We start from the raw sequence: 23,786 nt of genomic DNA, 5'->3' as shown, positions 1-23,786 counted from the left end.
ACTGCAAGAAAATCCTTGTCAATCAACGAAACGAAATGGGTAACAAAAGGAGTATACTACTCATAAATCAGTGAGTTACCCATAAGGTGATATATAGTGAAAGTGTTTATATTTAGAGTCTGAATTTAGTTTTTAGGCCAAGTGTAACGGGTATAAGCCAACTCACGTTTATGCGCATTGCGAACATAATGTTTTTCAATTGTTTCGCGTGCCTCACTTGGTACTTCTTTTCCCTCTAAATAATCATCAATTTGATCATAAGTAACACCAAGTGCTTCTTCGTCAGGCAATTGTGGTTTATCATCTTCTAAATCCGCTGTTGGTACTTTTTCATATAAATGTTTAGGCGCATTTAAATATTGTAATAATTGTCTACCTTGTCGCTTATTTAATCCGAAAATAGGTGCAATATCAGCAGCGCCATCGCCATATTTAGTATAGAAACCAGTGATATTCTCAGCCGAGTGATCTGTACCAATGACAATACCGCTACGGTTAGAAGCTATTGAAAATTGTACTTTCATACGTTCACGCGCTTTTTCATTACCACGTTGGAAGTCTGTTAGTTCAATTCCCGCTTCTTTCAGTGATTGAACACTTTGATCTACCGCAGGCTTAATATTAACTGTAATCGTTTCATCTGGTTGAATAAATTTAAGCGCATCTTCTACTTCATCCGCATCTTTTTGTACGCCATATGGTAATTTTACAGCGATAAATTGACATTCTCGTCCTTCTTTACGTAATTCTTCTACTGCAAGTTGAGCAAGTTTACCTGTTAATGTAGAATCTTGACCACCAGAAATGCCTAATACAAGTGATTTTATAAAAGCATGAGATTGAACATATTCTTTAATAAAATGAATGATTTCATGCACTTCTTTTTCACTATCAATCTGTTTTTTCACTTTCATTTCTTTCACTACGATATCTTGTAATTTAGTCATTGTCTTCCTCCATTTCTTTCACACGCTCTGCGACTTCAAAAATGCGTTTATGTTTATTATCCCAACATGCTGTACTTAAATCGACTGGATACTCTTGTGGGTTTAAGTAACGTTTATTTTCATCCCATAATTTAGAAAGTGCATGTTTTAAATAATCTTGCGCTTCTTTTTCACTTGGCAAGTCATAAACGAGTTGACCATTTTCAAAAATAGAGTGATGTAAGTCAATGGCTTCGAAATGTTTAATGTGTTTCATTTTATACGTATGAACTGGATGGAACATTTTTAATGGTTTCTCATTATTAGGATTTTCATGTTCTAACGTAATGTAATCCCCTTCTGCTTTACCAGTTTTTGAGTTAATAATTCTGTAAACTTTTTTCTTACTAGGTGTTGTAACCTTTTCAGCATTGTTAGATAGTTTAATGCGATCAATATATTCTCCGTTTTCATCTTCAATTGCTACTAATTTGTAGACTGCACCTAGCGCTGGTTGATCATAACCGGTAATTAATTTCGTACCTACACCCCATGAATCCACTTTAGCACCTTGAGATTTCAAGTTCATTATTGTTTGTTCATCTAAATCATTAGAAGCGATAATCTTCGCATTTGTAAAGCCCGCATCATCTAACATACGTCGTGCTTCTTTTGATAAATAAGCAATATCGCCTGAATCTAAACGTATACCCACGAAATTAATTTTATCGCCTAATTCTTTGGCTACTTTGATAGCGTTTGGCACACCTGATTTCAAGGTATGGAACGTATCTACTAAAAAGACACAATTCTTGTGACGTTCAGCATAAATGTTAAATGCTTTGTATTCATCACCGTATGTTTGAACTAACGCATGTGCATGTGTTCCAGAAACTGGAAGACCAAATAATTTACCAGCACGCACATTACTTGTTGAATCGAAACCGCCTATATAAGCGGCACGTGCGCCCCAAACTGCTGCATCAAGTTCTTGTGCACGTCTTGTACCAAATTCCATCAACGTATCATTAGGCGCTACTTGGCGAATACGACTCGCTTTTGTAGCAATTAATATATGGAAATTAATAATATTTAATAATACCGTTTCTATCAGTTGTGCTTGAATAAGAGGCGCTTCTACGCGTAATAATGGTTCATTCCCAAAGCATAATTCCCCTTCTTGCATAGCGCGAATATTACCTGTAAATTTAAGATTCTTTAAATAAGATAGGAAATCATTTTGATATCCAATAGATTGTAAGTATTCAATATCTGAATCACTGAAGTGGAAATTCTCAATAAATTGAATTACTCGTTTTAATCCATTAAATACTGCGTAACCACTTTCAAATGGCATACTTCTAAAATACAAATCAAATACAGCGTTACGTTCATGAATGCCATCATTCCAGTAACTTTCGGCCATATTAATTTGGTATAAATCATTATGTAGCATTAAACTATTATCTTCGTAACGATACACCTTAATCTCTCCTAACGATCCTTTTTGTATATTTTATCACAATTAGTGAATTGTGAGTATTCTCTGAACATTTACCCTTTTTAAAAAATAAAAATAAAGTTATCTGACAAATTCGTGACAAAAAATATATTTGAATGTGTTCATTAGTTGCCTAGATTATAATACTTATTGAGGTGTTCATATGATATTTGAAGAAGCAAAGTCATTTATACAAACCATGTATTCCGAATTAGCATATCCAACCAATAAAGTAGAAAAAAGAATCAATGAAATCGAAGAAGAAATTGCTCAAACTGGCACCTATACGCATACCTATGAGGAGCTAAGTTACGGGGCAAAGATGGCGTGGCGAAACTCTAATCGCTGTATCGGGCGCTTATTTTGGGATTCACTTTATGTGAAAGACGCTCGAGATGTGACAACTGAAGCAGATTTCATCGAAGCGATTAATACACATTTAGATGAAGCAACGAACGACGGTAAGATAAAGCCTTATATTACTATTTTTTCTTCTGAAAAGGCACCCCGTATATACAACAATCAACTTATACGTTATGCCGGCTATGAAGATAAAGGCGACCCGTCTGAACGTGACATCACACAACTGGCACAACATTTAGGATGGCAAGGACAAGGTACAGATTTTGATGTTTTGCCATTAATTTATCAATTGCCTAATGAACCGGTAAAATTGTATAACATACCACCATCTTTAGTAAAAGAGGTCGATATTGAACATGACCATTTTCCAAAATTAAAAGATTTAAATTTAAAGTGGTATGGTGTGCCTATCATATCTAATATGGATTTAAAAATTGGCGGTATTACTTACCCTACCGCGCCATTTAATGGTTGGTATATGGTAACAGAGATAGCCGTACGTAATTTCACAGACCCCTATCGCTACAATTTATTAGAAAAAGTTGCAGAAGCTTTCGAATTTGATACACTTAAAAATAAATCATTTAATAAAGATCGAACATTAGTAGAGTTAAATTATGCTGTCTATCATTCATTTAAATCTCAAGGTGTATCTATCGTTGATCATTTAACTGCATCAAAGCAATTTGAACTATTTGAACAAAAAGAACATGCAGCACAGCGTGAAGTGACTGGTAAATGGTCTTGGTTAGCGCCTCCACTTTCACCAACGTTAACAGCGAATTATCATCATGGTTATCATAATGAAATGAAAGACCCTAATTTCCATTACAAAGAGAAACAAGCGATGAAATGTCCATTCCACTAGTGTTCAACAGTCATGGGGTGACATTATAAGATGCAACTATATTATTTAGGTCCTAAAGGGACGTTCTCTTACCTAGCTGCAAAAACGTTTATCTCTGAAGAGGAAGCTACATATTCACCGAAATCGAATTTATATGAAGTAGTAAAAGCAGTTAATGGAAATGATAACTCAATCGGTATTGTACCTATTGAAAATTCTATCGAAGGAACAATTAACATTATTGCTGACGCACTAGCACTACAGGAAATTTATGTTCATGGTGAAATTCACCTAGCTATTAACTTTGCCTTATATGGTAAAGAAGGGGCTACCGTTGACGATATTATAAAAGTGTATTCTATTGCACCGGCTATAAGTCAAACAAGTCTTTATATTTATCGACATCAATTTTCATATGATTATGTAGATAGTACTATACAAGGCTTAGATAAAATTTCAGATTCTGAAGGTGCTATTGCGCCTCTTGGAAGCGGTGAAGCATATGGTTACACGCCTATCGATAGTAACATTCAAGATTATCCTCACAATGTGACTCGTTTCCTGGTGGTAAAAAATCACGACCGCTATAATATGAAAGCTAAAAATACAATATTGCTCATTACACCGAAATTTGATAAAGCCGGTTTATTAGCGAGTATCTTAAATACCTTTGCGTTATTTAATATTAACTTGTCATGGATTGAATCGAGACCTTTAAAAACGAAACTGGGTATGTACCGCTTCTACGTGCAAGCTGATATTGGTTTATGTACTGAACTCAATAAAGTGATCTCCATCTTAGAAACGTTAGATTTCAAAGTAAAAGTCATTGGCGCATTTAATCGTCATTAAAAACATAAGCTTCGTCTTAATAGATTACCTAAATAGTTGATTATCTATCATGACGAAGCTTTTATAATATACTATTGAACGTTAATTTTTTTCACTGGTACATCATCGCTTTGATTATAGGTTAAATCAGAAATATCTTCTAAATGTATTTTTTGCGATGCATGATTAAATGTATTCCCTGCTACAAAAACATTCGTATGTCTCACATTATTATAACTTCTCACGTGAATCGCATCTCTCTTCATTTCGCCTTCAAAGATATTCCCAATCACACTGAAATTCTCTCCTGATTGAGACGCTTGAACAAGACCTGTAACTGGATCCGCGGCGTTCTTACCATCTTTTACACCTAAAAAGCGAATACCCCCATTACAATTCTTAAATTCATTACGTGAAATAATCATATTTTTAGCTTTTAAAGGTGTTAAGGCATATTCATTTAAACCATCAAATATGTTATTTCGGATATGCACATTACCATAGAATTTGTTATATCGACTCGCATGAGACCCTATAGCTCTATTCCATGCTTGCATTTTTGGATGTTCTGAATCACCAAAGTAACAGTTTTCAATAACCACGTTTTTAGTAATTGTGCCATCTGTCGTCCCAAATTTAGGAAAAGCGCCAGGCACTTGGATATCTAATTGAATTGCTTCTGAAAATGAGCGGTCCCCATTAATATCGTAAAATCCTTTAAACACACAGTCTTTAATATATAAACCGTTAATACCACAAGCATCTAAGGCATGGCCACCTACTACATTTAAAACAGTTACGCCTAATAGTTGAATATCTTCCGCATGCCCAATAGACATAGCCGTATTATTATAAGGATAATCTCCACCATTCATATCAAATACGCCGCCTTTAATATAAATGTGACTGTTTCCTTTGTAACCATGATAAAAACCAAATCGTTTTCCGTTTTTTAACAATGCATCTTTACTACAACGTAACAATACTGTGTCATCTTCAAGAAGTAATGTTGTTGAATCATATATCACTAAAGCTTTACCGATATGATAGATACCTTTAGGAATGTAAACGGTATGCTCGCCATCTTTTGCAGCATTTAATGCACGTTGAATTGCCTTAGTATCTCTACGTTTATTCTTCCCTTTTAACCCATAATCTTGAGCATTAATTAACATTTTCATTGTCTCCTATCTATCACTATGTATTACAATTTTAAAATTTATGTATAAATTTGTATCAAATTTAGAGTAAAGCTATACTATAGTTAATAAAATTAGTTAAACTATACTTGAGGTATAACTAACAGTCTTATCTATATTATTATACAATTTTCAAATACCTCAAACATGCATTTGAGAGGAAGGTAGAATATGACTAAAAAAGCTCTAATTGTTGTAGATTATTCTTATGATTTTATCGCTGATGATGGCCGTTTAACTTGTGGTAAACCGGGTCAAGATATTGAAAGCTTCATTATTCAACGTCTTGAAGACTATCAAGCTCAAAATGATAATATTTTCTTTATGATGGACTTGCACTATGAGAACGACGAATATCATCCAGAAACGAAACTATTCCCTCCACACAATATTGTTGGTACATCAGGTCGTGATTTATATGGAAACGTTAAAACTTTTTATGACAAACATAAAGATAGCGACAACATTCATTACTTAGATAAACGTCGTTATGATTCATTTTATGGCACGCCTTTAGATAGCTTACTTCGTGAGAGAGGTATCACTGAAGTTGAAATTGTAGGCGTATGTACAGATATCTGTGTATTACACACTGCCGTTTCTGCATATAATCTTGGTTACCATATTGTCATTCCTAAAGACGGCGTGGCCTCTTTTAATGCACAAGGACATGAGTGGGCATTAGGCCATTTCCAAAACTCATTAGGCGCCGAGGTAGAAGTATAACCTTAAAACATGCTAAAATGATATTAAATTTATAGGATAAGGGTGAATTAAAACTATGGCAAAAACTTATATTTTTGGACATCAAAATCCAGATACTGATGCTATTTCATCAGCTATCATCATGGCTGATTTTGAAAAATTAACTGGTAATTCTGAAGCGACTGCTTATCGTTTAGGTGATATCAACGCTGAAACTCAATATGCGCTTGATCATTTCGAAGTCAAAGCCCCAGAATTATTAAGTGATAATCTAGAAGGACAAAACGTTATTCTAGTTGACCATAATGAATTCCAACAAAGTGCAGAAACAATTGCTGATGCAACAATTTTAAATGTAGTTGACCATCACAGAATCGCTAACTTTGAAACAGCAGGTCCACTATACTACCGTGCTGAACCAGTTGGCTGTACTGCAACTATTCTATATAAAATGTATAAAGAACGTGATTTTGAAATCAAACCTGAAATTGCAGGATTAATGATTTCAGCTATTATTTCTGACAGCTTATTATTCAAATCTCCAACATGCACTGAAGAAGATGTAAATGCTGCTAAAGAATTAAAAGATATCGCTAATGTTGATTTAGACGAATATGGTTTAGAAATGTTAAAAGCAGGTGCATCTACTACTGATAAATCTGCAGAAGAATTATTAGACATGGATGCTAAATCATTTAACATGGGTGACTACGTAACTCGTATCGCTCAAGTTAATACAGTTGATATTGATGAAGTATTAGATCGTAAAGATGAATTAGAAAAAGCAATGTTAGAATCAAGTACTAACGAAAAATATGATTTATTTGTATTAGTAGTGACTGATATTATTAATAGTGACTCTAAAATTTTAGTTGTTGGTGCTGAAAAAGATAAAGTTGGCGAAGCTTTCAAAGTTCAGTTAGATGATGGCATGGCCTTCCTATCTGGTGTTGTATCACGTAAAAAACAAGTCGTACCACAAATTACTGAAGTATTAACTAAATAATTTAACGTTTTTGATTAAACTGAGTCACAATTTGTGGCTCAGTTTTTTTAAATTATTTAATAATTGGGTATAGACAATATAAATTGTATTCACGATTTATATTAAGGTAATTTATTAAAAATATTTAAAATTTAAGGAGGTCTTGTGGTTGTCATCAATAGCGCAACAATTCGAAAATAGTAAAACCTTTTTTAAAACACATAAAACGAAAGATATTAAATTTAGAAAACAACAATTAAAGCAATTAAGTAAGAGTATTAAAAATCATGAAAAAGAATTACTTGAAGCTTTAAAAGAAGATTTAGGTAAGAGTCCTGTTGAAGCATACGCTACAGAAATCGGTATATTATTAAAAAGTATTAAGATGGCGCGTAAAGAACTTAAAAACTGGTCTAAAACAAAACAGGTGGACACACCTTTATTCATGTTCCCTTCTAAAAGTTATATCAAGCCTGAACCTTATGGCACAGTGTTAATCATTGGTCCATTTAATTATCCTGTACAACTTGTCTTTGAACCATTAATTGGTGCGATTGCTGCAGGAAACACTGCTATCGTTAAACCATCTGAATTAACACCTCACGTAGCTAATGTGATTAGCAAAATAATTGAATCAACGTTTGCGCCTGAATATATTTCTACTGTCGAGGGCGGCATCGAAGAAACACAAACTTTAATCAATTTACCATTCGATTATATGTTCTTTACAGGTAGTGAAAAAGTCGGTCAAGTTGTCTATGAAGCAGCTAGCAAAAATCTAGTGCCTGTTACTCTTGAACTAGGTGGTAAATCCCCTGTCATTGTAGATGAAACGGCGAATATAAAAGTAGCAAGTGATCGTATTAGCTTTGGTAAATTCACGAATGCTGGTCAAACTTGCGTCGCTCCTGACTATATTCTTGTTAACCGAAAAGTTAAAAACGAACTTATTGAAGCTTTAAAACAAAGTATACGTGAATTTTATGGTAAAGATGTTCAAAAAAGTCCCGACTTCGGACGAATTGTAAATGAAAAACATTTTAATAGATTAAGCGAACTATTAGCCGTCCATCAAAACGAGATATCATTTGGTGGTAAGACGGACGCTTCTGAACGTTATATTGAACCGACCATCCTAGAAGGTATTAATCCAAGCCACAAAATTATGCAAGAAGAGATTTTTGGTCCACTCTTACCAATTATCACTTACGATGATTTTGATGAAGCGCTAGATATTATCCAAAGCAAATCCAAACCTTTAAGTTTATATTTATTTAGTGAAGATGAGAATGCTACTCACCGTGTATTAAATGAGTTATCATTCGGGGGCGGTGCTATTAATGACACTCTTATGCATTTAGCAAATCCAAACTTACCATTTGGCGGTGTAGGCGCTTCAGGTATCGGCCAATATCATGGTAAATATTCATTCGACACATTTAGTCATAAAAAATCTTATATCTTCAAATCTACGCGCTTAGATTCTAGTATTATTTATCCTCCATACAAAGGTAAATTTAAATATATTAAAGCTATTTTCAAAAATTAACCTAAACAATATAAAAGCTACGACATCATTTAAATGTCGTAGCTTTATTTTAATTATTCTATAAATCCTACATATACACCTTCAGGCGCTGTATGTTGATTATCTTTAGGAGTAAGCTTGCCAGTATTTATATCACGGCTAAATACCGTAACTGCATAATTACCTTCTTGATGCGCACATACAAGATATTCATCTGACTCCGTAATGTTGAAATCTCTAGGGAATTCTCCTCCAGTTTTTACAATTTCTACTGGATTAAGTGCTGCGCCTTCTTCAGTAACAGTAAATACTGCAATACTATCATGACCTCGGTTACTTACATATAAACTTTGTTGATCATGAGATAATCTGACTGCTGCTAATTTAGTATCTCCTTCAAAGTCTTCAGGAATAGTTAAGTGACGTTCTATTTCTTCAAATTCCCCATCATTATAACGTACAACACTTACATAATTGGATAATTCATGTACGACATAAGCGTATTCTCCATTTTTATGAAAAGCGATATGTCTAGGGCCATCTTGATCTTTAAATTGAGAAACAGCATGCTCTTTAAAACCATTATCAACAAATTCATAAGTGACTAATCTATCTGTACCTAAATCTGTTACAACTACAAATTTATTGTCAGGCGTTTCGTTTATAAAATGAACGTGTGGCTGTTCTTGACGTTCATGGCTACCTGTTGGATAGTCATGTGCTAATTCCTCAATCAATCTAACTACCTCGCCAGTTTCTTTATTTAGTTCATAGATACGTGCTAGTCCAGCGCCGTAAACCGATTCAAATAAATAATTGCGATTAGATGCAACAGAAATATAACATCCTGTTCCTTGAGTTGACTCTAAACATTTGTTAATTAATGTTAAGTTACCTTCCTCATCTTTTTGGAATGCTGCTACTCCGCATTGCTCCCCTTCTTTAGTAATCGCATATAAGAAGTCTTCAGTTTGTGCCAAATATGTTGACGCTTCAATTTCGTATCCAGTTTCTACTGAATCAATTTGACCATTATCTTCATTTAATTCGAAACGGTAAATACCTTTACCTTCTTTTTTAGTATAAGATCCAATATAACCTCTCGTTGCCATAGAAAACCCTCCAATCATTTATTAATTTCATTTTATTAAAAGTAAGATATACATGCCAATTATTCCTACTCAGAGTCTTTATTTATAGCTAAATTTTCACAAAATTATTTAATTCAAATAAAAATCCAGTAACTTCATAAGAAATTACTGGATTAGTTAAATTAATTAAGCATTATTGCTTTCGATATCTGAAACGATTTCTTTTGTTTTTCTTTCGATATCTTCAAAGTCTTTTTTGAAAATATAAGCAAATGCAGCTACACCTACACCAATTACTAATGTAGTGATGACTACAAAGCTTAATAAGAATTTGAATAAACCTTTAATTAAATCCCACATTAAGTTTCACCTCTGAAATAAAAATAAGTGCGTTTACAATATTATATTTTATCACACTTACTGTGATGGTTAAATAGATAGCTTTTTTCGTCTTATAATAATCACTAAAAAACGAATTTCAAAAATTTGAAAACTTCATAATATTTAACTTTTAATTTTCTCTAAGATAACCACCAAGCTTTTACTGAATTATATACTTTTCTATATGCATCCCCAAACATAATATCCCTCCTTGTTTTTTTAATTTTTCTTGCTATCATGTTCAGTATAGTAATAATTATATTAATTTTCAATTAATGTTATTTTACAATATTTTTAATTTTCAGGAGGCCTTCTCATGCAACAAGTGAAATCAGATATCATGACGTTTCGAGGGTCACATTTTGATTTAGGCGTTAAAACAGCTCAATGGCTTAAACAAACGCCTTTACTAGAAAATCGTGAACGCGAATGGAAAAAACGTATGCCACGTTTTGATATAGATGTAAATGAAACTTATTCAGTTTTTCAAATGTATGCGCCCCAAATTTGGGAAGAATTAATGGGAATGCAAGAAGTACTTAATTTGCCAACGAAACAGATGATTTTAAACTTTGCTCATTACCGTTTTACTGATTTAAAAGAAAGTGGTTGTACTGTCTTCCAAGGACCAGATTATATGGTACGTAATTATGATTACCACCCTGCTACCTACGATGGCAGATATTTATTATTCCAACCTAATGATGGTGGATTAGCGCAAATTGGTCCTACTTCACGTGTTACAGGTCGTATGGACGGAATGAATGAAGCTGGTCTTTGTATGGGCTATAACTTTATGCATCGTAAGAAACCTGCTAATGGTTTTGTTTGTTATATGATTGGTCGCTTAGTCTTAGAACATTGTAAAGATGTTGAAGAAGCGATTCAGTTTTTAAAAGAGTTACCTCATAGAAGTTCATTTAGTTACATTTTAATGGACAAATCTTTAAATCACGCTATTGTAGAAGTCACGCCTCGTTCCTTCGATGTGAGATACAATAAAGTATGTACCAATCATTTTGAATTACTAACACATGAAAATCGTAATTATACGACAGAATCTCGTGATCGTTTAGAACGTACTGTTAACCAAGTATCACAAGACATAGATAAGTTTACTGCTTTCAAACTTTTCAATGATCCTCAATATGAAATTTATAGTAAATTATTTAGAAGTTGGTCAGGTACGATACATACTTCTATGTACGAACCGCAAAGTTTAATAGCTTGGATGACGTTAGGTGAGAACCAAGCGCCCGCTTCAATTGATTTTCAATCATGGCTTGATGGTAATGAACTTGAGATGCAACAATTTACTGGTCAGATTGATACAGATTTAACATTCGCTAATTATTAAATAAAAATGTCGACGAACTTTGAAATAGTCCGTCGACATTTATTTATGTACTTAATTATTTTATTACAATATCTTTTTTTACAGTATAAAATTCTACGATATTCTTGCTTTTTCCAACTTTTCCATCGTGAAAAGCCTTATTCTTAACTTTTGCCTCTCTAGTTCCCGGATGTAATTTTAAAAGCGTATCTTTAGGTTTATTTTTGTAACTCATTATGATTGATTGACGTTTACTTGAGCCTTTTAAATCTGATTCACTATTCATATCTATAAATCTAAGCGATCCACTATCACATATAAATATAGAATCTTTTACTTTTGAATTACTTACTTTGATGTTACCTAATTGTGTTTTTGATTTAACATTATTAGCCACACTATTTTTAATAAATATATCAGTAGAGTCACCCTGAATGTTAATATTTTTTAGTTCTGACTGATTAATATAAACATCTTCACCATCTTTATGAATTGAACCTTCATTCACTTTTAGATTATCAAGTGATAATTCACCCATGTTGGCATCAATATTTAGTTTATTTAAACCTTTTTCCGGAATAGTAATATAGATGGTGGATTTACTTGAATTGAAGGGATTAACATTAAAACTATAGCCTCTATTTTCTGCGCGACGTTCTTTTATATTAATTTCATTTTTTTAGGGGAAACTTTAATATCATTATCGCCATAATATTTCACTCTAAATTGTTTGCCTTTTTTGATAGCTACATCAGAAGTATAGCTATCAATATTAAGCGTATTTAAGTTCTTACTAGTAAATTCTTTATTATACTTTAGTTTCTTATATTCACCTTTATCATGAACGAACCATACTAACGTCCCTGCTATAAAAAAACCTATAAAAATAACTAAACCTGTGATGATCGCTTTCTTCATTGTTTAACTCTTCCTTTAATCGTTTGGATATACCATGATAAATACTTTAATACGAGTTTATATAAATTTCGCGTGATAATCATTGTCATTGCTAATAGCACTATTCCTATACCGCAATAAGAAACACTAAAAAGAAAGTTACTAAACGAATCTTGGATACCTTTTACGAAGCCCGTGATAAGTAATATAAGCGGGAAAAGTATGAGAAAGATTGAAAATAGAAATACTAAAAATAAAATTCCTAAAAAGATAACGATTGGGATAATGATAAAAACAAATGAAATGACGCCCAAACTTAAGGACGCCATGATTGCTCTAAGAATGTTACGTAGATTAGGCGTAACTTTCGCATGTGTGATTGCTTCTTTAGCTTTTAATTCTTTACCAATTGCATGTGGTTCTCTTAAATGAGATAATATTTCCTTTTCCGATTTACCTTGTGTTTCTTGTTTAAAAAAATGGTTTTCATAATCATCCATTAATTTATCTTTTTCTTTTGTTGGTAGTTCTTTCAATTCCATTTCTAATTCAGTTAAAAAAGTAATTTTATCCATTTCTCTTTCACATACTTTCTTAATTTGTTTATCTCTTTAATAATATTATGCAAAAATTAACGACTAAAGAATTCAATACGTTTTACAATATCATTTTTATAAAGTATAGATAATTTCATATGATTTTCTTTATCTACATAAATAATTGCATCGTATCCTTTACCAACTTTATCTTTACGATAATTATCGCCTAGATAGTTAATGGCATCATCTACATGATCACCTATATGAACGCCAATGTTTGTATCTACTTTCGGATCGTTGACCACGACGATACCTTTAACTTTATTATGTTTCTTTTTAACTTTAACTGTCACGTTTTTATGATTTTTGTCATTATAAAACTCATATCTGTCTAATTTAATATGATGATTCACAATATAATTAGATTTATCGAATTGTTGATTGAGTTGCATATTATTTATTTTTACATCTGTTAAATCAACAGTCTTCTCATTTTTATAAATAGTAAGACCAATAACTACCGCAAACGCTAAAATAGCAAAAATAATAGAAACAACCCATCTATTCTGAATGCGCAAAATAATCACCACTTTAATAGTATTAAATTAAATATATCATAATAATTCATTTTCCTACAAAGATATCCCAAGAATTATAAGGATAAGATTTTTTAATTTTAAAATTATTATATTTTTATCAAAAGTATTAAAAATATCAATTTTTCAAAAAACTTGTTATAATAATGTAAATTTATTTAAGGAGGTTTTACTTATGTCTAACTTAGAAATATATTACAAAAAAAGCCAACCACTCGAAGATTATATTGCCGACATGACAACAAATAAAAATAATGTCTTAGCAATATACGATGCATTTAGTATTCCTTCCAATGATAGTAAAATTGATAATTTAAAAGGTGCTTCATTTTCAAAAGTCTTAGTGATTACAGAAGACTGGTGCGGTGACGCAATGATGAATCTTCCAATATTAGCACGCATCAGTGAATACTTAAATCTTGAAGTGCGCGTATTTCACAGAGATGAAGACACTAATTTAATTGATCGTTATTTAACTAATGGGACAGCTCGTTCGATTCCTATCTTTATCTTCTTGAATGATAATTATGAACAAGTGAATGTTTGGGGTCCAAGAGCACGTGAAGCTCAAGAGTTTGTCACTAATTTAAGAGCAGAGAAGTTACCTGCGAAAGACGATCCAACTTATGAAGATAAAGAAAAAGAAGTACATCAAGAAATTGCCTCAAAGTATAAAAATGACACAGAATTATGGAATCAAGTATATGATTCAATCGTTAATAAATTGGCATTATAAGCATTAAAAAAGTCTGGGCGAGTTGCCCAGACTTTTCTTTTATCTTAAATATCTCGTTTTGCAGCGTAAACCACATTAGCAATGAACAATACAACAATTGATGCAATTGAAATGAACCATTGCCAATTTGAAAATTTAATCTTGTCAGAATTAGATTTCTCAGTTAAATAACTGAATGGGATATATTTAAGTGATTTCTGGATGTTATCGCCCCACTCTGGAATTAAACCGATGAATGGTTGAACGAAAGGTACAATAAATACTAAGAAGATACCTAAAGTAAAGATTACAGCTGGTTTTTGAACGATTAATGTTACTAAGAATAGTAATAAACCAAAGAATAGTAAGAAGATAAGATAGAACCAAATATTTGTTAAGAATTTATCTCCATCTAAATTTTTACCATCTGTAGCTGCTTCGATAATTAACATTGTTAAATAAGTAATTAAAGTGAAAATGAATGAAATGATAATAATAGAAACTGTTTTCGCAACAACATAACCAATTCTATTTTTAACTTTATTCATGTAAAGCTGGATTGTGCCTTGAGAATAATCACGAGTGATTGTTTTGATGACTACTAATAATCCAAAGAATAAGAACATCCAGTTTGCCATTGGTAAAATCATTGTGTAATCTACTTTATCGTTGTTACGAGCCATTAATATTGTAATTAATCCTAATACTGCCCAAATAAGTAATAAAGCAATATATGTTAAATAGCTTTTAAAGAAACTAATAATATCATATTTTACTAATTGTATACTTCTCATTTATTTGTCACCTCTCTGATTAATATTAAAGTACGTATCTCGAAGCGAACTTTTACGTGTTTCAATAAATTTAGGATAAATATTCTTCTCAGCAAGGGCTTTAATTAATGATTGATAATCTTGTTGCGCTTTAATATTAATTTCGCCACTCTCTTTATGAGATTGTAAAACATTGAAATGCGTCGTTAAGTATTCAAGTGCTGTGTTGAAGTCGTCGCGACTTACTTTAACTGATGTATGATCTTGAGGACCGCCATCTTTCATATTAACGTCTTGTACGAAATGTCCATCTCTTAAGAAGACTGCTCTATCGCAAATTAATTCAATATCTTCAAGTTTGTGACTTGAAATTAAAATCTTCATATCTAAGTCATTTACTAATGATTGAATTGTTTCTAAGACATCGATTGAACCATCAGGGTCCATGCCATTTGTAGGTTCATCAAGAATTAAGTATTTTGGTTTATTCATTAGTGATACTGCAATAGCTAACTTTTGTTTCATACCCATTGAATATTTTTTAACTTTTTTCTTAATGTAAGGTCTCATACCGAATGCATCGATAATCTTGTCTGAATATTCCTTATCGAATCCTTTTCCTAACACCTGAGCAAATAATTTAAGATTGTATAAGCCACTTTTGTTGTCATAAAGTTTAGGATGTTCAATTAAATAGCCGACATTTTCGTCGTCTTTAAGACCTACTTTTCCTTTAAAATTAATAATATTGCCGTTCATTACTTTCATTAAAGTTGTTTTACCAACACCATTTTTACCTATTAAACCAACAATTTGGCTATTTCCAAAATCAAAGTCGATATTATCTAAAACGTTGTTAGAGCCATACGTTTTAGTGATGTTCTCTAGCTTCATAAAAGCCCTCCTTTTTAGTACGTTGATTAATATGTCTAAATTGAATAATGTAATTAATTATCATCCATAAAACACTTAATAATAGTAAGCCATAATTAATATATTTCGCATACAGCTGTGTATTTAATGCATTATTTAATAAAAATGTATTTGATGCTGTAAACACTAATGCAATCGTAAAAGGTATTACTAACATCATTAAAATAATGTAAACTGCGTATGATATATGTTCACTTTTACGTTCAGTATTTTTCTGAAAAGCAATCGGAATACTGAAGAAATTAACATATACGAATGAAATAGCTGTAGAATAACGTAAATCATTAATATCGATATTCGTAGCTTGAAAATTATATAATCCTATAATGAGTGCACCAAATAATGTCAAGATAATACATGTGATATAGTTTGCATTTAACATATCTTTTTTAGAAACAGGTAAGCTTTCATAAAATAAATAAGATGATTTACCACCTAATCTTCTATGAATTCTAAATAAATGTCCTGCATCTAAAATACTGACTAACATTAATATTATGGCAACTGGAATGTATATAATAAAGCTCCATGTTGTATTAGCCATGATCAGCGCATAAATAGGATTAATTACAAGTAACAGAATGTATAAAGCAATCGTCCAACTACGTAATTTAAAATTTCTAATTAATAGCTGTTTCATTGTATCAACTCACTTTGAGGTTTTTCTTGATGTAAATGCATGCGATCAGATTTTTCTAAGTAAATCATCAACTCTTCTATTGAAGGCTGTTTAATATCTACTTTGTTACCAAACAATTCTTTAAATACATTTGCTTGTTGAGTAAATCCTAGATAACCTGTAGCCTTTTCTTCCTTATATAGAAATAATTGATTTAGTTCCTCATCTAAATCTTTTGTATCGCCTCTTACAATGAAATATTGCTCTTGCAATTCGTTTCGATAGCCTTGAATTTTTACTTCACCATCTTTTAAATAAACAAGATAATCTGCAATCTTTTCTAAATCTGAAATGATGTGCGTTGAGATAAACACGGTTTTATTCTCATCAATTAATTCTTGTTGTAAAATTTCAAGCACTTCGTTTCTAACGATGGGATCTAAACTAGCTGTTGGCTCATCGAATATGAATAACTCAGCGTGATGACTTAATGCGATAGCCAGTGAGAGCTTCATCTTCATCCCAGTTGAAAAGTGTTTAACCTTACTTTTAAATGGTAAATTAAATCTTTCTAAATAATGGTGAAACATTTCTGTATCCCAGTTCGTATAAAATGGAGATATAAAGCTTTCTAACTTTTTAACTGACCACTGTTGGTTAAAATAAATTTCCGAATAAACAAAACCTATTTTATTTTTAATCCACTGTGGTTCGTGCACCATCTTTTTATCGAAAACTTTAATCTCACCACTATTTGCTTCTAATAAATCCATAATTATTCGAATGACTGTTGTTTTTCCTGCGCCATTACCGCCAATGAACCCTGTAACAAAGCCTTGAGGAACATCGAATGAAATATCTTTGAGCGCAAAAGACTTATTACTATAATTTACATTTCTAAGTTCAATTGCATTCATTCTTCTTCCTCCTCGTAAATTAAAGTTAATATTTCCTTTAACTCTTTTAGAGGCATTCCAATGGTCTTGGCTTCTTTAATCATTGAACGGGCTAGATTCTCAATCACAAAGAATTGTTTCTCCTTTAAAATTGAACTATCTTGTTCTTTTACAAATGTTCCTTTACCTCTAATCGTTGTGACAAAGCCTTCTTTTTCTAAATCCTCGTAAGCACGTTTGGTAGTAATTAAACTCACTTGTAAATCTTTAGCTAATTCTCTCATAGAAGGTAAATGACTACCCGCTTCAACATAACCTTTTAAAATATTCTCTTTAATTTGTTGCTTAATTTGTTCATAAATGGGTTGTTCACTGGTGTTCTTTAAAATTATCTTCATCGCTGTCCCCCTTTAATAATTGTATATACATAATATATACAGTATATACAGGTTTGTAAAGTGTTTTTACTGAATTTCTTGAAAATTAAGGATTATTTAAGGTTTAAGTGTGTATATTGTATAGATACACATAGTGCATTAAAAAAGAAGCAAGACAGAATTTCGCTTCGACTGAAGGAAGCTTATCATCTTGCTTCTACTTAAAATGAACTATATTGATTATTATTAATTTGAAAAATCAATTCATTTACGATTTTTACGTCTATCATTACTTCGATTAATAAAAGCACATATCATAAACATGATAGCTGCTAATAGTAATTTAATACCTTGACTCTCATGTCCTGTCGCTTGTAAATAATAGCCAACAACAAATAAGACGATGGCTAAACCAACGAATATTTTGGTTAAGTGTTTCATCATTTTGTGTCACCTCATTGTTCTAATTATAACAAATTCAGCGTTTTGTATGTAAACCTTCATAGCAATTGTAAATTGAAATTTATTTATCATGTGTTAAAATTAAATTGTATCCACGTATTACATTACACAACCCCTAACTTGTAGCGGCAAGTTAGGGGTTTTTGTGTAAGGTCATCTATTTATTCTTCCACTTTGATTCTAACCAAACTCGAAAAATAACTAGTATGCCTCCTGTAATTAGAGTCATCATACCTTCTAATAACCACGACATTACACTACACCTCCACAATGAAAAGTGTCATATCTTCTGATGACCTGTCCTCATTTTAACATAAAAAGCGAACAAATGTTCTCTTTTGAAGAAATAACTAAAAAATCAATGTTCTTACCATAAGCAGACTTTATCTTTGTTTAAAATCAAGTTAATATAAGAATGAATGATAAAATTAAAGCGAGGTTATAACTATGAACCCTTTAGCACAAAATTTAAATGATCAACTTGTAAATGAACGTCCTGAAATTTTAAGTATGCTATCAAATTTAGGCCAATCAATGTATTATCCTAAAGGTATTTTGTCTCAATCAGCAGAAGCAAAATCAACGAAGTATAACGCAACCATTGGTATGGCTACAAATAAAGATGGTAAAATGTATGCACCAGCTTTATATGACGTGTATAATCATTTATCTCCAGATGAAGTCTTTCCATATGCACCACCACAAGGTATTGAAAGCTTGAGAGATTTATGGCAACAAAAAATGTTAAAAGAAAACCCTGACCTAACTGCACAAACTATTAGTCGTCCTATCGTAACTAATGCGTTAACGCATGGTTTATCACTAGTAGCTGATTTATTTGTAGATAGCGGTGATACTTTGTTATTACCTACACACAATTGGGGTAACTATAAATTAATTTTTGATACAAAACATGGGGCTAACATTGAAACTTATTCAATCTTTGATCAAGAAGGTCACTATACAACAAATTCTTTAGTTTCGACATTAGAAAATTGTAACCAAGATAAAGTGTTATTAATTTTAAACTATCCGAACAACCCTACTGGTTATACACCTACTAAAGATGAAGTAAAAACAATTGTTTCAGCTATCGAACAATTAGCTAATAAAGGCACAAAAGTAATTGCTGTTGTAGATGATGCTTACTATGGCTTATTCTATGAAGATGTTTATACGCAATCTATCTTCACAGCAATTACACAATTAGATTCTAAAAATATTTTACCTATTCGTTTAGATGGTGCTACTAAAGAATTCTTTGCATGGGGCTTACGTGTAGGCTTTATTACATTTGGCTTAAACAATGACACTGCTAAAGATGTCCTTGAAGCTAAAGTTAAAGGTTTAATTAGAAGTAATATTTCAAGTGGCCCAATGCCTTCACAAAGTGCGATTCAATATGTACTTGAGCATCACGAGCAATTTGATAAAGAAATTCAAGCCAATATCGATACATTACAATCTCGTTATGAAGTGACTAAAGAGGTCATTTATGATGATAAATACAAAGAGCACTGGACAGCTTATGACTTCAACTCTGGTTACTTCATGGCAGTTAAAGTGAATGGCGTAAATCCAGAAGAATTACGTAAACATTTAATCGATAAATATTCAATCGGTATTATTGCGCTAAATGATACAGATATTCGTATTGCATTTAGTTGTGTTGAAAAAGAAGATATTCCACATGTCTTCGATTCAATCGCACAAGCAATTGATGATTTAAAATGATATATTAAGAGGAACTAAGTTAGTTTAGTTCCTCTTTTTTACTGTCCAACTCATTCAAATATAAATAGGAGTGATAGTATGGTTTTCATTTTCTCATTTTTACTCGTTATATCGTTTGTATCTGCAATTTATCATCTATACCTATATGCATTTACCAGTCCAGGCCATGTGACTAAAAATTTGTATTGGTTCATTGGTTCACTTGTAGTGTTCATTTTAATGGGAGTTTGGTTGATAGAATTGCTTTAAAATATCTTTTAATAATGGAAATAGAAAGACGCTTTTCTGAAGAATTATCTCTAGAAAAGCGTCTAATATTTAATTTATAATTAGTTCTTTTTACTTTTACCATTTTTTATATCTTTAATTAAATCATTACTACCTAACCAATTAGAAATTGTTTCCATAGTGAAACTTATAATTTTTCCTATCAATTCCATAATAATGACCTCCATTGGCTTTACTTTATATTTACCACCGATCAAATATTATTAACTTATTATTGCTTCATTTTTCAATGAGAAAAATAAAAGGTTTGCTTTCTATTTTCATAGAAAACAAACCTTAGTACTACTCAGTAAATATATATTAATAATTTTATTTTACTACATCATGCCTGGCATGCCGCCCATACCTGCATCATTTTTCTCAGGTTCTGGGATTGTCGCAACAACCGCTTCAGTTGTTAAGAACATAGCAGCTACACTTGCTGCATGTTGTAATGCTGAGCGAGTTACTTTAGTAGGGTCTACGATACCTTCTTCAAGCATATTTACCCATTCGTTTGTAGCAGCGTTGAAGCCAACACCAGCATCAGCATTTTTAAGTCTTTCTACAATTACTGAACCTTCAAGTCCAGCATTTTCAGCGATTTGACGAACTGGCGCTGATAAAGCTTTAAGCACAATGTTTACACCTGTAGCAACATCGCCTTCAGCTTCAATTTCTTCTACTTTATTATAGATGTTGACTAAAGCAGTACCACCACCTGCTACGATACCTTCTTCTACAGCAGCACGTGTAGAGTTTAATGCGTCTTCAATACGTAATTTACGTTCTTTTAATTCAGTCTCAGATGCTGCACCTACTTTAATCACAGCAACGCCACCAGCTAATTTAGCTAAGCGTTCTTGTAATTTCTCTCTGTCAAAGTCTGAATCAGTTTCTTCAATTTGTGCTTTAATTTGGCTTACACGTGCGTCGATGCTGTTATCATCACCATCACCATCAACAACAGTTGTATTGTCTTTAGTTACTTCAACTTTATTTGCACTACCTAACATATCGATAGAAGCATCTTTCAATTCTAAACCTAAGTCATCAGTAATAACTGTTGCACCAGTTAAAATAGCTAAGTCTTCTAACATTGCTTTACGACGATCACCGAAGCCAGGTGCTTTAACTGCTACTGCAGTAAATGTACCGCGCATACGGTTTAATACGATATTAGTTAACGCATCGCCTTCTACTTCATCAGCAACGATTAGGATTGGACGACTAGATTGAACCACTTGTTCTAATAAAGGTAAGATGTCTTGGAATGATGAGATTTTTTTATCAGTAACTAAGATATATGGTCTTTCTAATTCAGCAATCATCTTATCTGAATCAGTTACCATATATGGAGATTGGTAACCTCTATCAAATTGCATACCTTCTACTACTTCAAGTTCAGTATCTAAACCATTTGATTCTTCAATAGTGATAACACCGTCATTACCTACTTTATCCATTGCTTCAGAAATGTATTTACCGATTTCTTCATTAGCTGCAGAAATAGCACCTACTTGTGCGATTTCATTTTTATTTTCAACTTTTTGAGAAATATCGTGTAATGCTTCAACAGCAACTCTCACTGCTTTATCGATTCCTTCACGTAAGCCTACAGGGTTAGCACCACTTGTCACGTTTTTAAGTCCTTCTTGAATCATTGCTTGAGCTAATACAGTTGCTGTAGTAGTACCGTCACCAGCGATTTCATTTGTTTTATTCGCCACTTCTTGAACTAATTTAGCACCCATATTTTCATAAGGGTCTTCTAATTCAATTTCTTTAGCGATTGTAACACCATCGTTTGTAATTAAAGGTGCTACATATTCTTTATCTAATACAACATTACGACCTTTAGGACCAATAGTCACTTTAACTGCGTTTGCTAGTTTATCTACACCACGTAACATTGCTTGACGTGCGTCTTCTGAAAATTTAAGATCTTTAGCCATTATTTGACCTCCGTAAAATTTTAATTTTTATCGTTAATATTAAATATTTTTATTTTTCAATGATTGCTAGTAAATCTTCTTCATTTAAAATTAAGTATGTTTCGTCTCCACGTTTAACTTCTGTACCAGCATATTCTTGGAATACAACTGTGTCGCCTTCTTTAACCTCTGGAGCAACCTTTTCACCATTGTCAAGGACGCGGCCTGAGCCTACAGCGATGACTACGCCTTCATTTGACTTTTCTTTTGCGCTATCTGTTAACACAATTCCACTTTTAGTTGTTTGTTCTTGTTCTTTTCTTTCGATAATCACACGACTTCCTAATGGTTTAAGCATGATTGTTCCTCCCTTAATAGGTCTCTTTTTAGCACTTAAATAACTTGAGTGCTAATCTAATTTTTATAATAATCAAAGTTGGTCAATTTTTCAAGCAATATGATTTTTCTTATTTTTGTACATCCCTTATATTTACGATAGAATAGAAGTTACTGATATTTAGATGGAGGTTTAACATGGCAAGAATTTGGGTGGCATTTTTAACACTACTGATTTATGCATTGGCACAGTTCTTACCACTTTTCTTGGAAAAGACACCAATGTTTAGTCATCTATCTGGAATGGCTTTAGCAAGAGCAGGCGTATATACGCAAGTCATTCTATTCATCATAGCAGCCGCGCTAATTATATGGTTAAATTCAATCATTAAAAATCCTAATGTCATTGAACGCGGTCATAAAGAATATAAGCGTTACATTGTACCTTGGGCATTATTAGGATTTTGTATCGTGATGATTTATCAAGTGATCGCTGGCATCATTAATATGTGGATCTTCGGTAAGCCACAACAAAGCCCTAACACAGAAAGAATCATGGCAATCGCTAAACAACTTCCTGTGTTTATCGTACTTATTTCTATTGTAGGTCCTATCCTTGAAGAATACGTATTCCGAAAGGTTATATTTGGAGAAATTTACAATAAAATTAAAGGTAACCGTATCGTCGCTTTCCTTATAGCATCTATTATAAGTTCATTATTATTTGCATTAGCACATAATGACGTTAAATTTTTATTAATTTACTTTGGTATGGGCATGATTTTTTCACTAGCTTACGTCTTCACAAAACGAATCGCTGTACCAATCATTATTCATATGATGCAAAATGGCTTTGTCGTATTAATGCAATTCTTCTTTAGTGATGCAGTTAAAGACATACAACATCAAACAAATTTCATTTTACATTTTTTATTTTAATCTAATTTAAAACGCATCTAACCCTCAAATCTTTATTTAATATAAAGACGAGTGTTTAGATGCGTTCATTTGTATT

At 32.2% G+C, this 23,786-nt stretch carries 27 protein-coding genes; 9 read left to right on the top strand and 18 right to left on the bottom strand.

The window, feature by feature from the left end; genetic code table 11:
* Nucleotides 1-125: 125 nt before the first annotated feature.
* Together nadE and CD128_RS01060 are read right to left on the bottom strand one after the other, a co-directional pair.
* A complete protein-coding gene (gene nadE, locus CD128_RS01065; RefSeq protein ID WP_103328248.1) occupies nucleotides 126-947 on the bottom strand; it encodes an ammonia-dependent NAD(+) synthetase in 822 nt (273 codons plus the stop codon).
* Nucleotides 940-2,409: a nicotinate phosphoribosyltransferase gene (locus CD128_RS01060; protein ID WP_103328247.1), complete on the bottom strand. Its 1,470-nt coding sequence runs from the start codon at nucleotides 2,407-2,409 to the stop codon at nucleotides 940-942. Before CD128_RS01060 ends, nadE begins: the two co-directional genes overlap by 8 nt.
* 181 nt (nucleotides 2,410-2,590) lie before the next feature.
* Between CD128_RS01060 and CD128_RS01055 the strand changes: the two genes are divergently transcribed.
* Nucleotides 2,591-3,658, top strand: coding sequence for a nitric oxide synthase oxygenase (locus tag CD128_RS01055; RefSeq protein WP_103328246.1), 1,068 nt, complete (start codon nucleotides 2,591-2,593; stop codon nucleotides 3,656-3,658).
* A 30-nt stretch (nucleotides 3,659-3,688) separates the two neighbouring features.
* The gene (locus CD128_RS01050) at nucleotides 3,689-4,489 is read left to right on the top strand and encodes a prephenate dehydratase (protein ID WP_103328245.1); all 801 of its coding nucleotides are present in this window, start codon (nucleotides 3,689-3,691) and stop codon (nucleotides 4,487-4,489) included.
* Nucleotides 4,490-4,560: 71 nt separating this feature from the next.
* Here the strand turns inward: CD128_RS01050 and CD128_RS01045 are convergent, their stop codons facing one another.
* A complete protein-coding gene (locus CD128_RS01045; RefSeq protein WP_103328244.1) occupies nucleotides 4,561-5,643 on the bottom strand; it encodes a glycosyl hydrolase family 28-related protein in 1,083 nt (360 codons plus the stop codon).
* 195 nt (nucleotides 5,644-5,838) lie between these two features.
* Between CD128_RS01045 and CD128_RS01040 the strand changes: the two genes are divergently transcribed.
* The 3 genes from CD128_RS01040 (at nucleotide 5,839) to CD128_RS01030 (ending at nucleotide 8,906) form a co-directional block, all read left to right on the top strand.
* A complete protein-coding gene (locus tag CD128_RS01040; RefSeq protein WP_103328243.1) occupies nucleotides 5,839-6,393 on the top strand; it encodes a cysteine hydrolase family protein in 555 nt (184 codons plus the stop codon).
* Nucleotides 6,394-6,448: 55 nt separating this feature from the next.
* Entirely contained in the window at nucleotides 6,449-7,378 is a 930-nt protein-coding gene (locus CD128_RS01035; RefSeq protein WP_103328242.1) for a manganese-dependent inorganic pyrophosphatase, read from the top strand.
* A gap of 148 nt (nucleotides 7,379-7,526) precedes the next feature.
* Nucleotides 7,527-8,906, top strand: a complete 1,380-nt coding sequence (locus CD128_RS01030; RefSeq protein WP_103328241.1) for an aldehyde dehydrogenase — start codon at nucleotides 7,527-7,529, stop codon at nucleotides 8,904-8,906.
* Between the two features lie 53 nt (nucleotides 8,907-8,959).
* On the opposite strand, the gene pglS is transcribed toward CD128_RS01030, so the two are convergent.
* Both pglS and CD128_RS01020 read right to left on the bottom strand, forming a co-directional pair.
* A complete protein-coding gene (gene pglS, locus CD128_RS01025; protein WP_103328240.1) occupies nucleotides 8,960-9,997 on the bottom strand; it encodes a 6-phosphogluconolactonase in 1,038 nt (345 codons plus the stop codon).
* A gap of 165 nt (nucleotides 9,998-10,162) precedes the next feature.
* A complete protein-coding gene (locus CD128_RS01020) occupies nucleotides 10,163-10,336 on the bottom strand; it encodes a hypothetical protein (protein ID WP_103299074.1) in 174 nt (57 codons plus the stop codon).
* Between the two features lie 337 nt (nucleotides 10,337-10,673).
* Between CD128_RS01020 and CD128_RS01015 the strand changes: the two genes are divergently transcribed.
* The gene (locus CD128_RS01015; RefSeq protein ID WP_103328239.1) at nucleotides 10,674-11,714 is read left to right on the top strand and encodes a C45 family autoproteolytic acyltransferase/hydolase; all 1,041 of its coding nucleotides are present in this window, start codon (nucleotides 10,674-10,676) and stop codon (nucleotides 11,712-11,714) included.
* A gap of 55 nt (nucleotides 11,715-11,769) precedes the next feature.
* Here the strand turns inward: CD128_RS01015 and CD128_RS11750 are convergent, their stop codons facing one another.
* The 4 genes from CD128_RS11750 to CD128_RS01000 are packed head-to-tail and all read right to left on the bottom strand — an operon-like array spanning nucleotide 11,770 to nucleotide 13,707.
* Entirely contained in the window at nucleotides 11,770-12,357 is a 588-nt protein-coding gene (locus CD128_RS11750; RefSeq protein ID WP_415239148.1) for a DUF4097 family beta strand repeat-containing protein, read from the bottom strand.
* Nucleotides 12,354-12,611, bottom strand: a complete 258-nt coding sequence (locus CD128_RS11745) for a hypothetical protein (RefSeq protein WP_231917236.1) — start codon at nucleotides 12,609-12,611, stop codon at nucleotides 12,354-12,356. Before CD128_RS11745 ends, CD128_RS11750 begins: the two co-directional genes overlap by 4 nt.
* Nucleotides 12,608-13,165, bottom strand: a complete 558-nt coding sequence (locus CD128_RS01005) for an HAAS signaling domain-containing protein (RefSeq protein ID WP_103328238.1) — start codon at nucleotides 13,163-13,165, stop codon at nucleotides 12,608-12,610. The genes CD128_RS11745 and CD128_RS01005 overlap by 4 nt, the downstream gene beginning before the upstream one ends.
* Before the next feature lie 56 nt (nucleotides 13,166-13,221).
* Nucleotides 13,222-13,707, bottom strand: coding sequence for a hypothetical protein (locus tag CD128_RS01000; RefSeq protein ID WP_103328237.1), 486 nt, complete (start codon nucleotides 13,705-13,707; stop codon nucleotides 13,222-13,224).
* A 193-nt stretch (nucleotides 13,708-13,900) separates the two neighbouring features.
* Here CD128_RS01000 and CD128_RS00995 point away from each other — a divergent pair, with 193 nt between their 5' ends.
* Nucleotides 13,901-14,461, top strand: coding sequence for a thioredoxin family protein (locus tag CD128_RS00995; protein WP_103328236.1), 561 nt, complete (start codon nucleotides 13,901-13,903; stop codon nucleotides 14,459-14,461).
* Nucleotides 14,462-14,505: 44 nt separating this feature from the next.
* Here the strand turns inward: CD128_RS00995 and pmtD are convergent, their stop codons facing one another.
* From pmtD to CD128_RS00960, 7 genes are all read right to left on the bottom strand, one after another.
* Nucleotides 14,506-15,234 (bottom strand): phenol-soluble modulin export ABC transporter permease subunit PmtD, encoded by a 729-nt coding sequence (gene pmtD / locus CD128_RS00990; protein ID WP_103328235.1) that lies wholly within the window; start codon nucleotides 15,232-15,234, stop codon nucleotides 14,506-14,508.
* Nucleotides 15,235-16,107 (bottom strand): phenol-soluble modulin export ABC transporter ATP-binding protein PmtC, encoded by an 873-nt coding sequence (gene pmtC, locus CD128_RS00985; RefSeq protein WP_103328234.1) that lies wholly within the window; start codon nucleotides 16,105-16,107, stop codon nucleotides 15,235-15,237.
* A complete protein-coding gene (gene pmtB / locus CD128_RS00980) occupies nucleotides 16,085-16,786 on the bottom strand; it encodes a phenol-soluble modulin export ABC transporter permease subunit PmtB (RefSeq protein ID WP_103328233.1) in 702 nt (233 codons plus the stop codon). Before pmtB ends, pmtC begins: the two co-directional genes overlap by 23 nt.
* The gene (pmtA, locus tag CD128_RS00975; RefSeq protein ID WP_103328232.1) at nucleotides 16,783-17,682 is read right to left on the bottom strand and encodes a phenol-soluble modulin export ABC transporter ATP-binding protein PmtA; all 900 of its coding nucleotides are present in this window, start codon (nucleotides 17,680-17,682) and stop codon (nucleotides 16,783-16,785) included. The genes pmtB and pmtA overlap by 4 nt, the downstream gene beginning before the upstream one ends.
* Nucleotides 17,679-18,059, bottom strand: a complete 381-nt coding sequence (gene pmtR / locus CD128_RS00970) for a PSM export ABC transporter transcriptional regulator PmtR (RefSeq protein WP_103328231.1) — start codon at nucleotides 18,057-18,059, stop codon at nucleotides 17,679-17,681. The genes pmtA and pmtR overlap by 4 nt, the downstream gene beginning before the upstream one ends.
* Before the next feature lie 243 nt (nucleotides 18,060-18,302).
* Entirely contained in the window at nucleotides 18,303-18,479 is a 177-nt protein-coding gene (locus tag CD128_RS00965; RefSeq protein WP_103299087.1) for an SE1626 family protein, read from the bottom strand.
* 178 nt (nucleotides 18,480-18,657) lie between these two features.
* Nucleotides 18,658-18,753 carry a Trp-rich small protein gene (locus CD128_RS00960; RefSeq protein WP_103299085.1) on the bottom strand — a complete coding sequence of 32 codons (96 nt, stop codon included), beginning with the start codon at nucleotides 18,751-18,753 and terminating at the stop codon, nucleotides 18,658-18,660.
* Between the two features lie 194 nt (nucleotides 18,754-18,947).
* On the opposite strand from CD128_RS00960, the gene CD128_RS00955 reads away from it, so the two are divergent.
* Nucleotides 18,948-20,234, top strand: a complete 1,287-nt coding sequence (locus CD128_RS00955; RefSeq protein WP_103328230.1) for an aminotransferase class I/II-fold pyridoxal phosphate-dependent enzyme — start codon at nucleotides 18,948-18,950, stop codon at nucleotides 20,232-20,234.
* A 605-nt stretch (nucleotides 20,235-20,839) separates the two neighbouring features.
* Here CD128_RS00955 and groL read toward each other — a convergent pair.
* Both groL and groES read right to left on the bottom strand, forming a co-directional pair.
* On the bottom strand, nucleotides 20,840-22,456 hold the full coding sequence (gene groL / locus CD128_RS00950; RefSeq protein WP_103328229.1) for a chaperonin GroEL: 1,617 nt from the start codon (nucleotides 22,454-22,456) through the stop codon (nucleotides 20,840-20,842).
* A 49-nt stretch (nucleotides 22,457-22,505) separates the two neighbouring features.
* Entirely contained in the window at nucleotides 22,506-22,793 is a 288-nt protein-coding gene (gene groES / locus CD128_RS00945; protein ID WP_103328228.1) for a co-chaperone GroES, read from the bottom strand.
* Nucleotides 22,794-22,969: 176 nt separating this feature from the next.
* Between groES and mroQ the strand changes: the two genes are divergently transcribed.
* Complete coding sequence (gene mroQ, locus CD128_RS00940) at nucleotides 22,970-23,710, top strand: intramembrane glutamic endopeptidase MroQ (RefSeq protein WP_103328227.1); 741 nt, start codon at nucleotides 22,970-22,972, stop codon at nucleotides 23,708-23,710.
* Nucleotides 23,711-23,786: the final 76 nt, after the last annotated feature.

The organism is Staphylococcus croceilyticus (genome assembly GCF_002902575.1).
GTDB classification, from domain to species: Bacteria; Bacillota; Bacilli; order Staphylococcales; family Staphylococcaceae; genus Staphylococcus; species Staphylococcus croceilyticus.
This window is presented reverse-complemented; position numbering and strand designations above follow the sequence as displayed.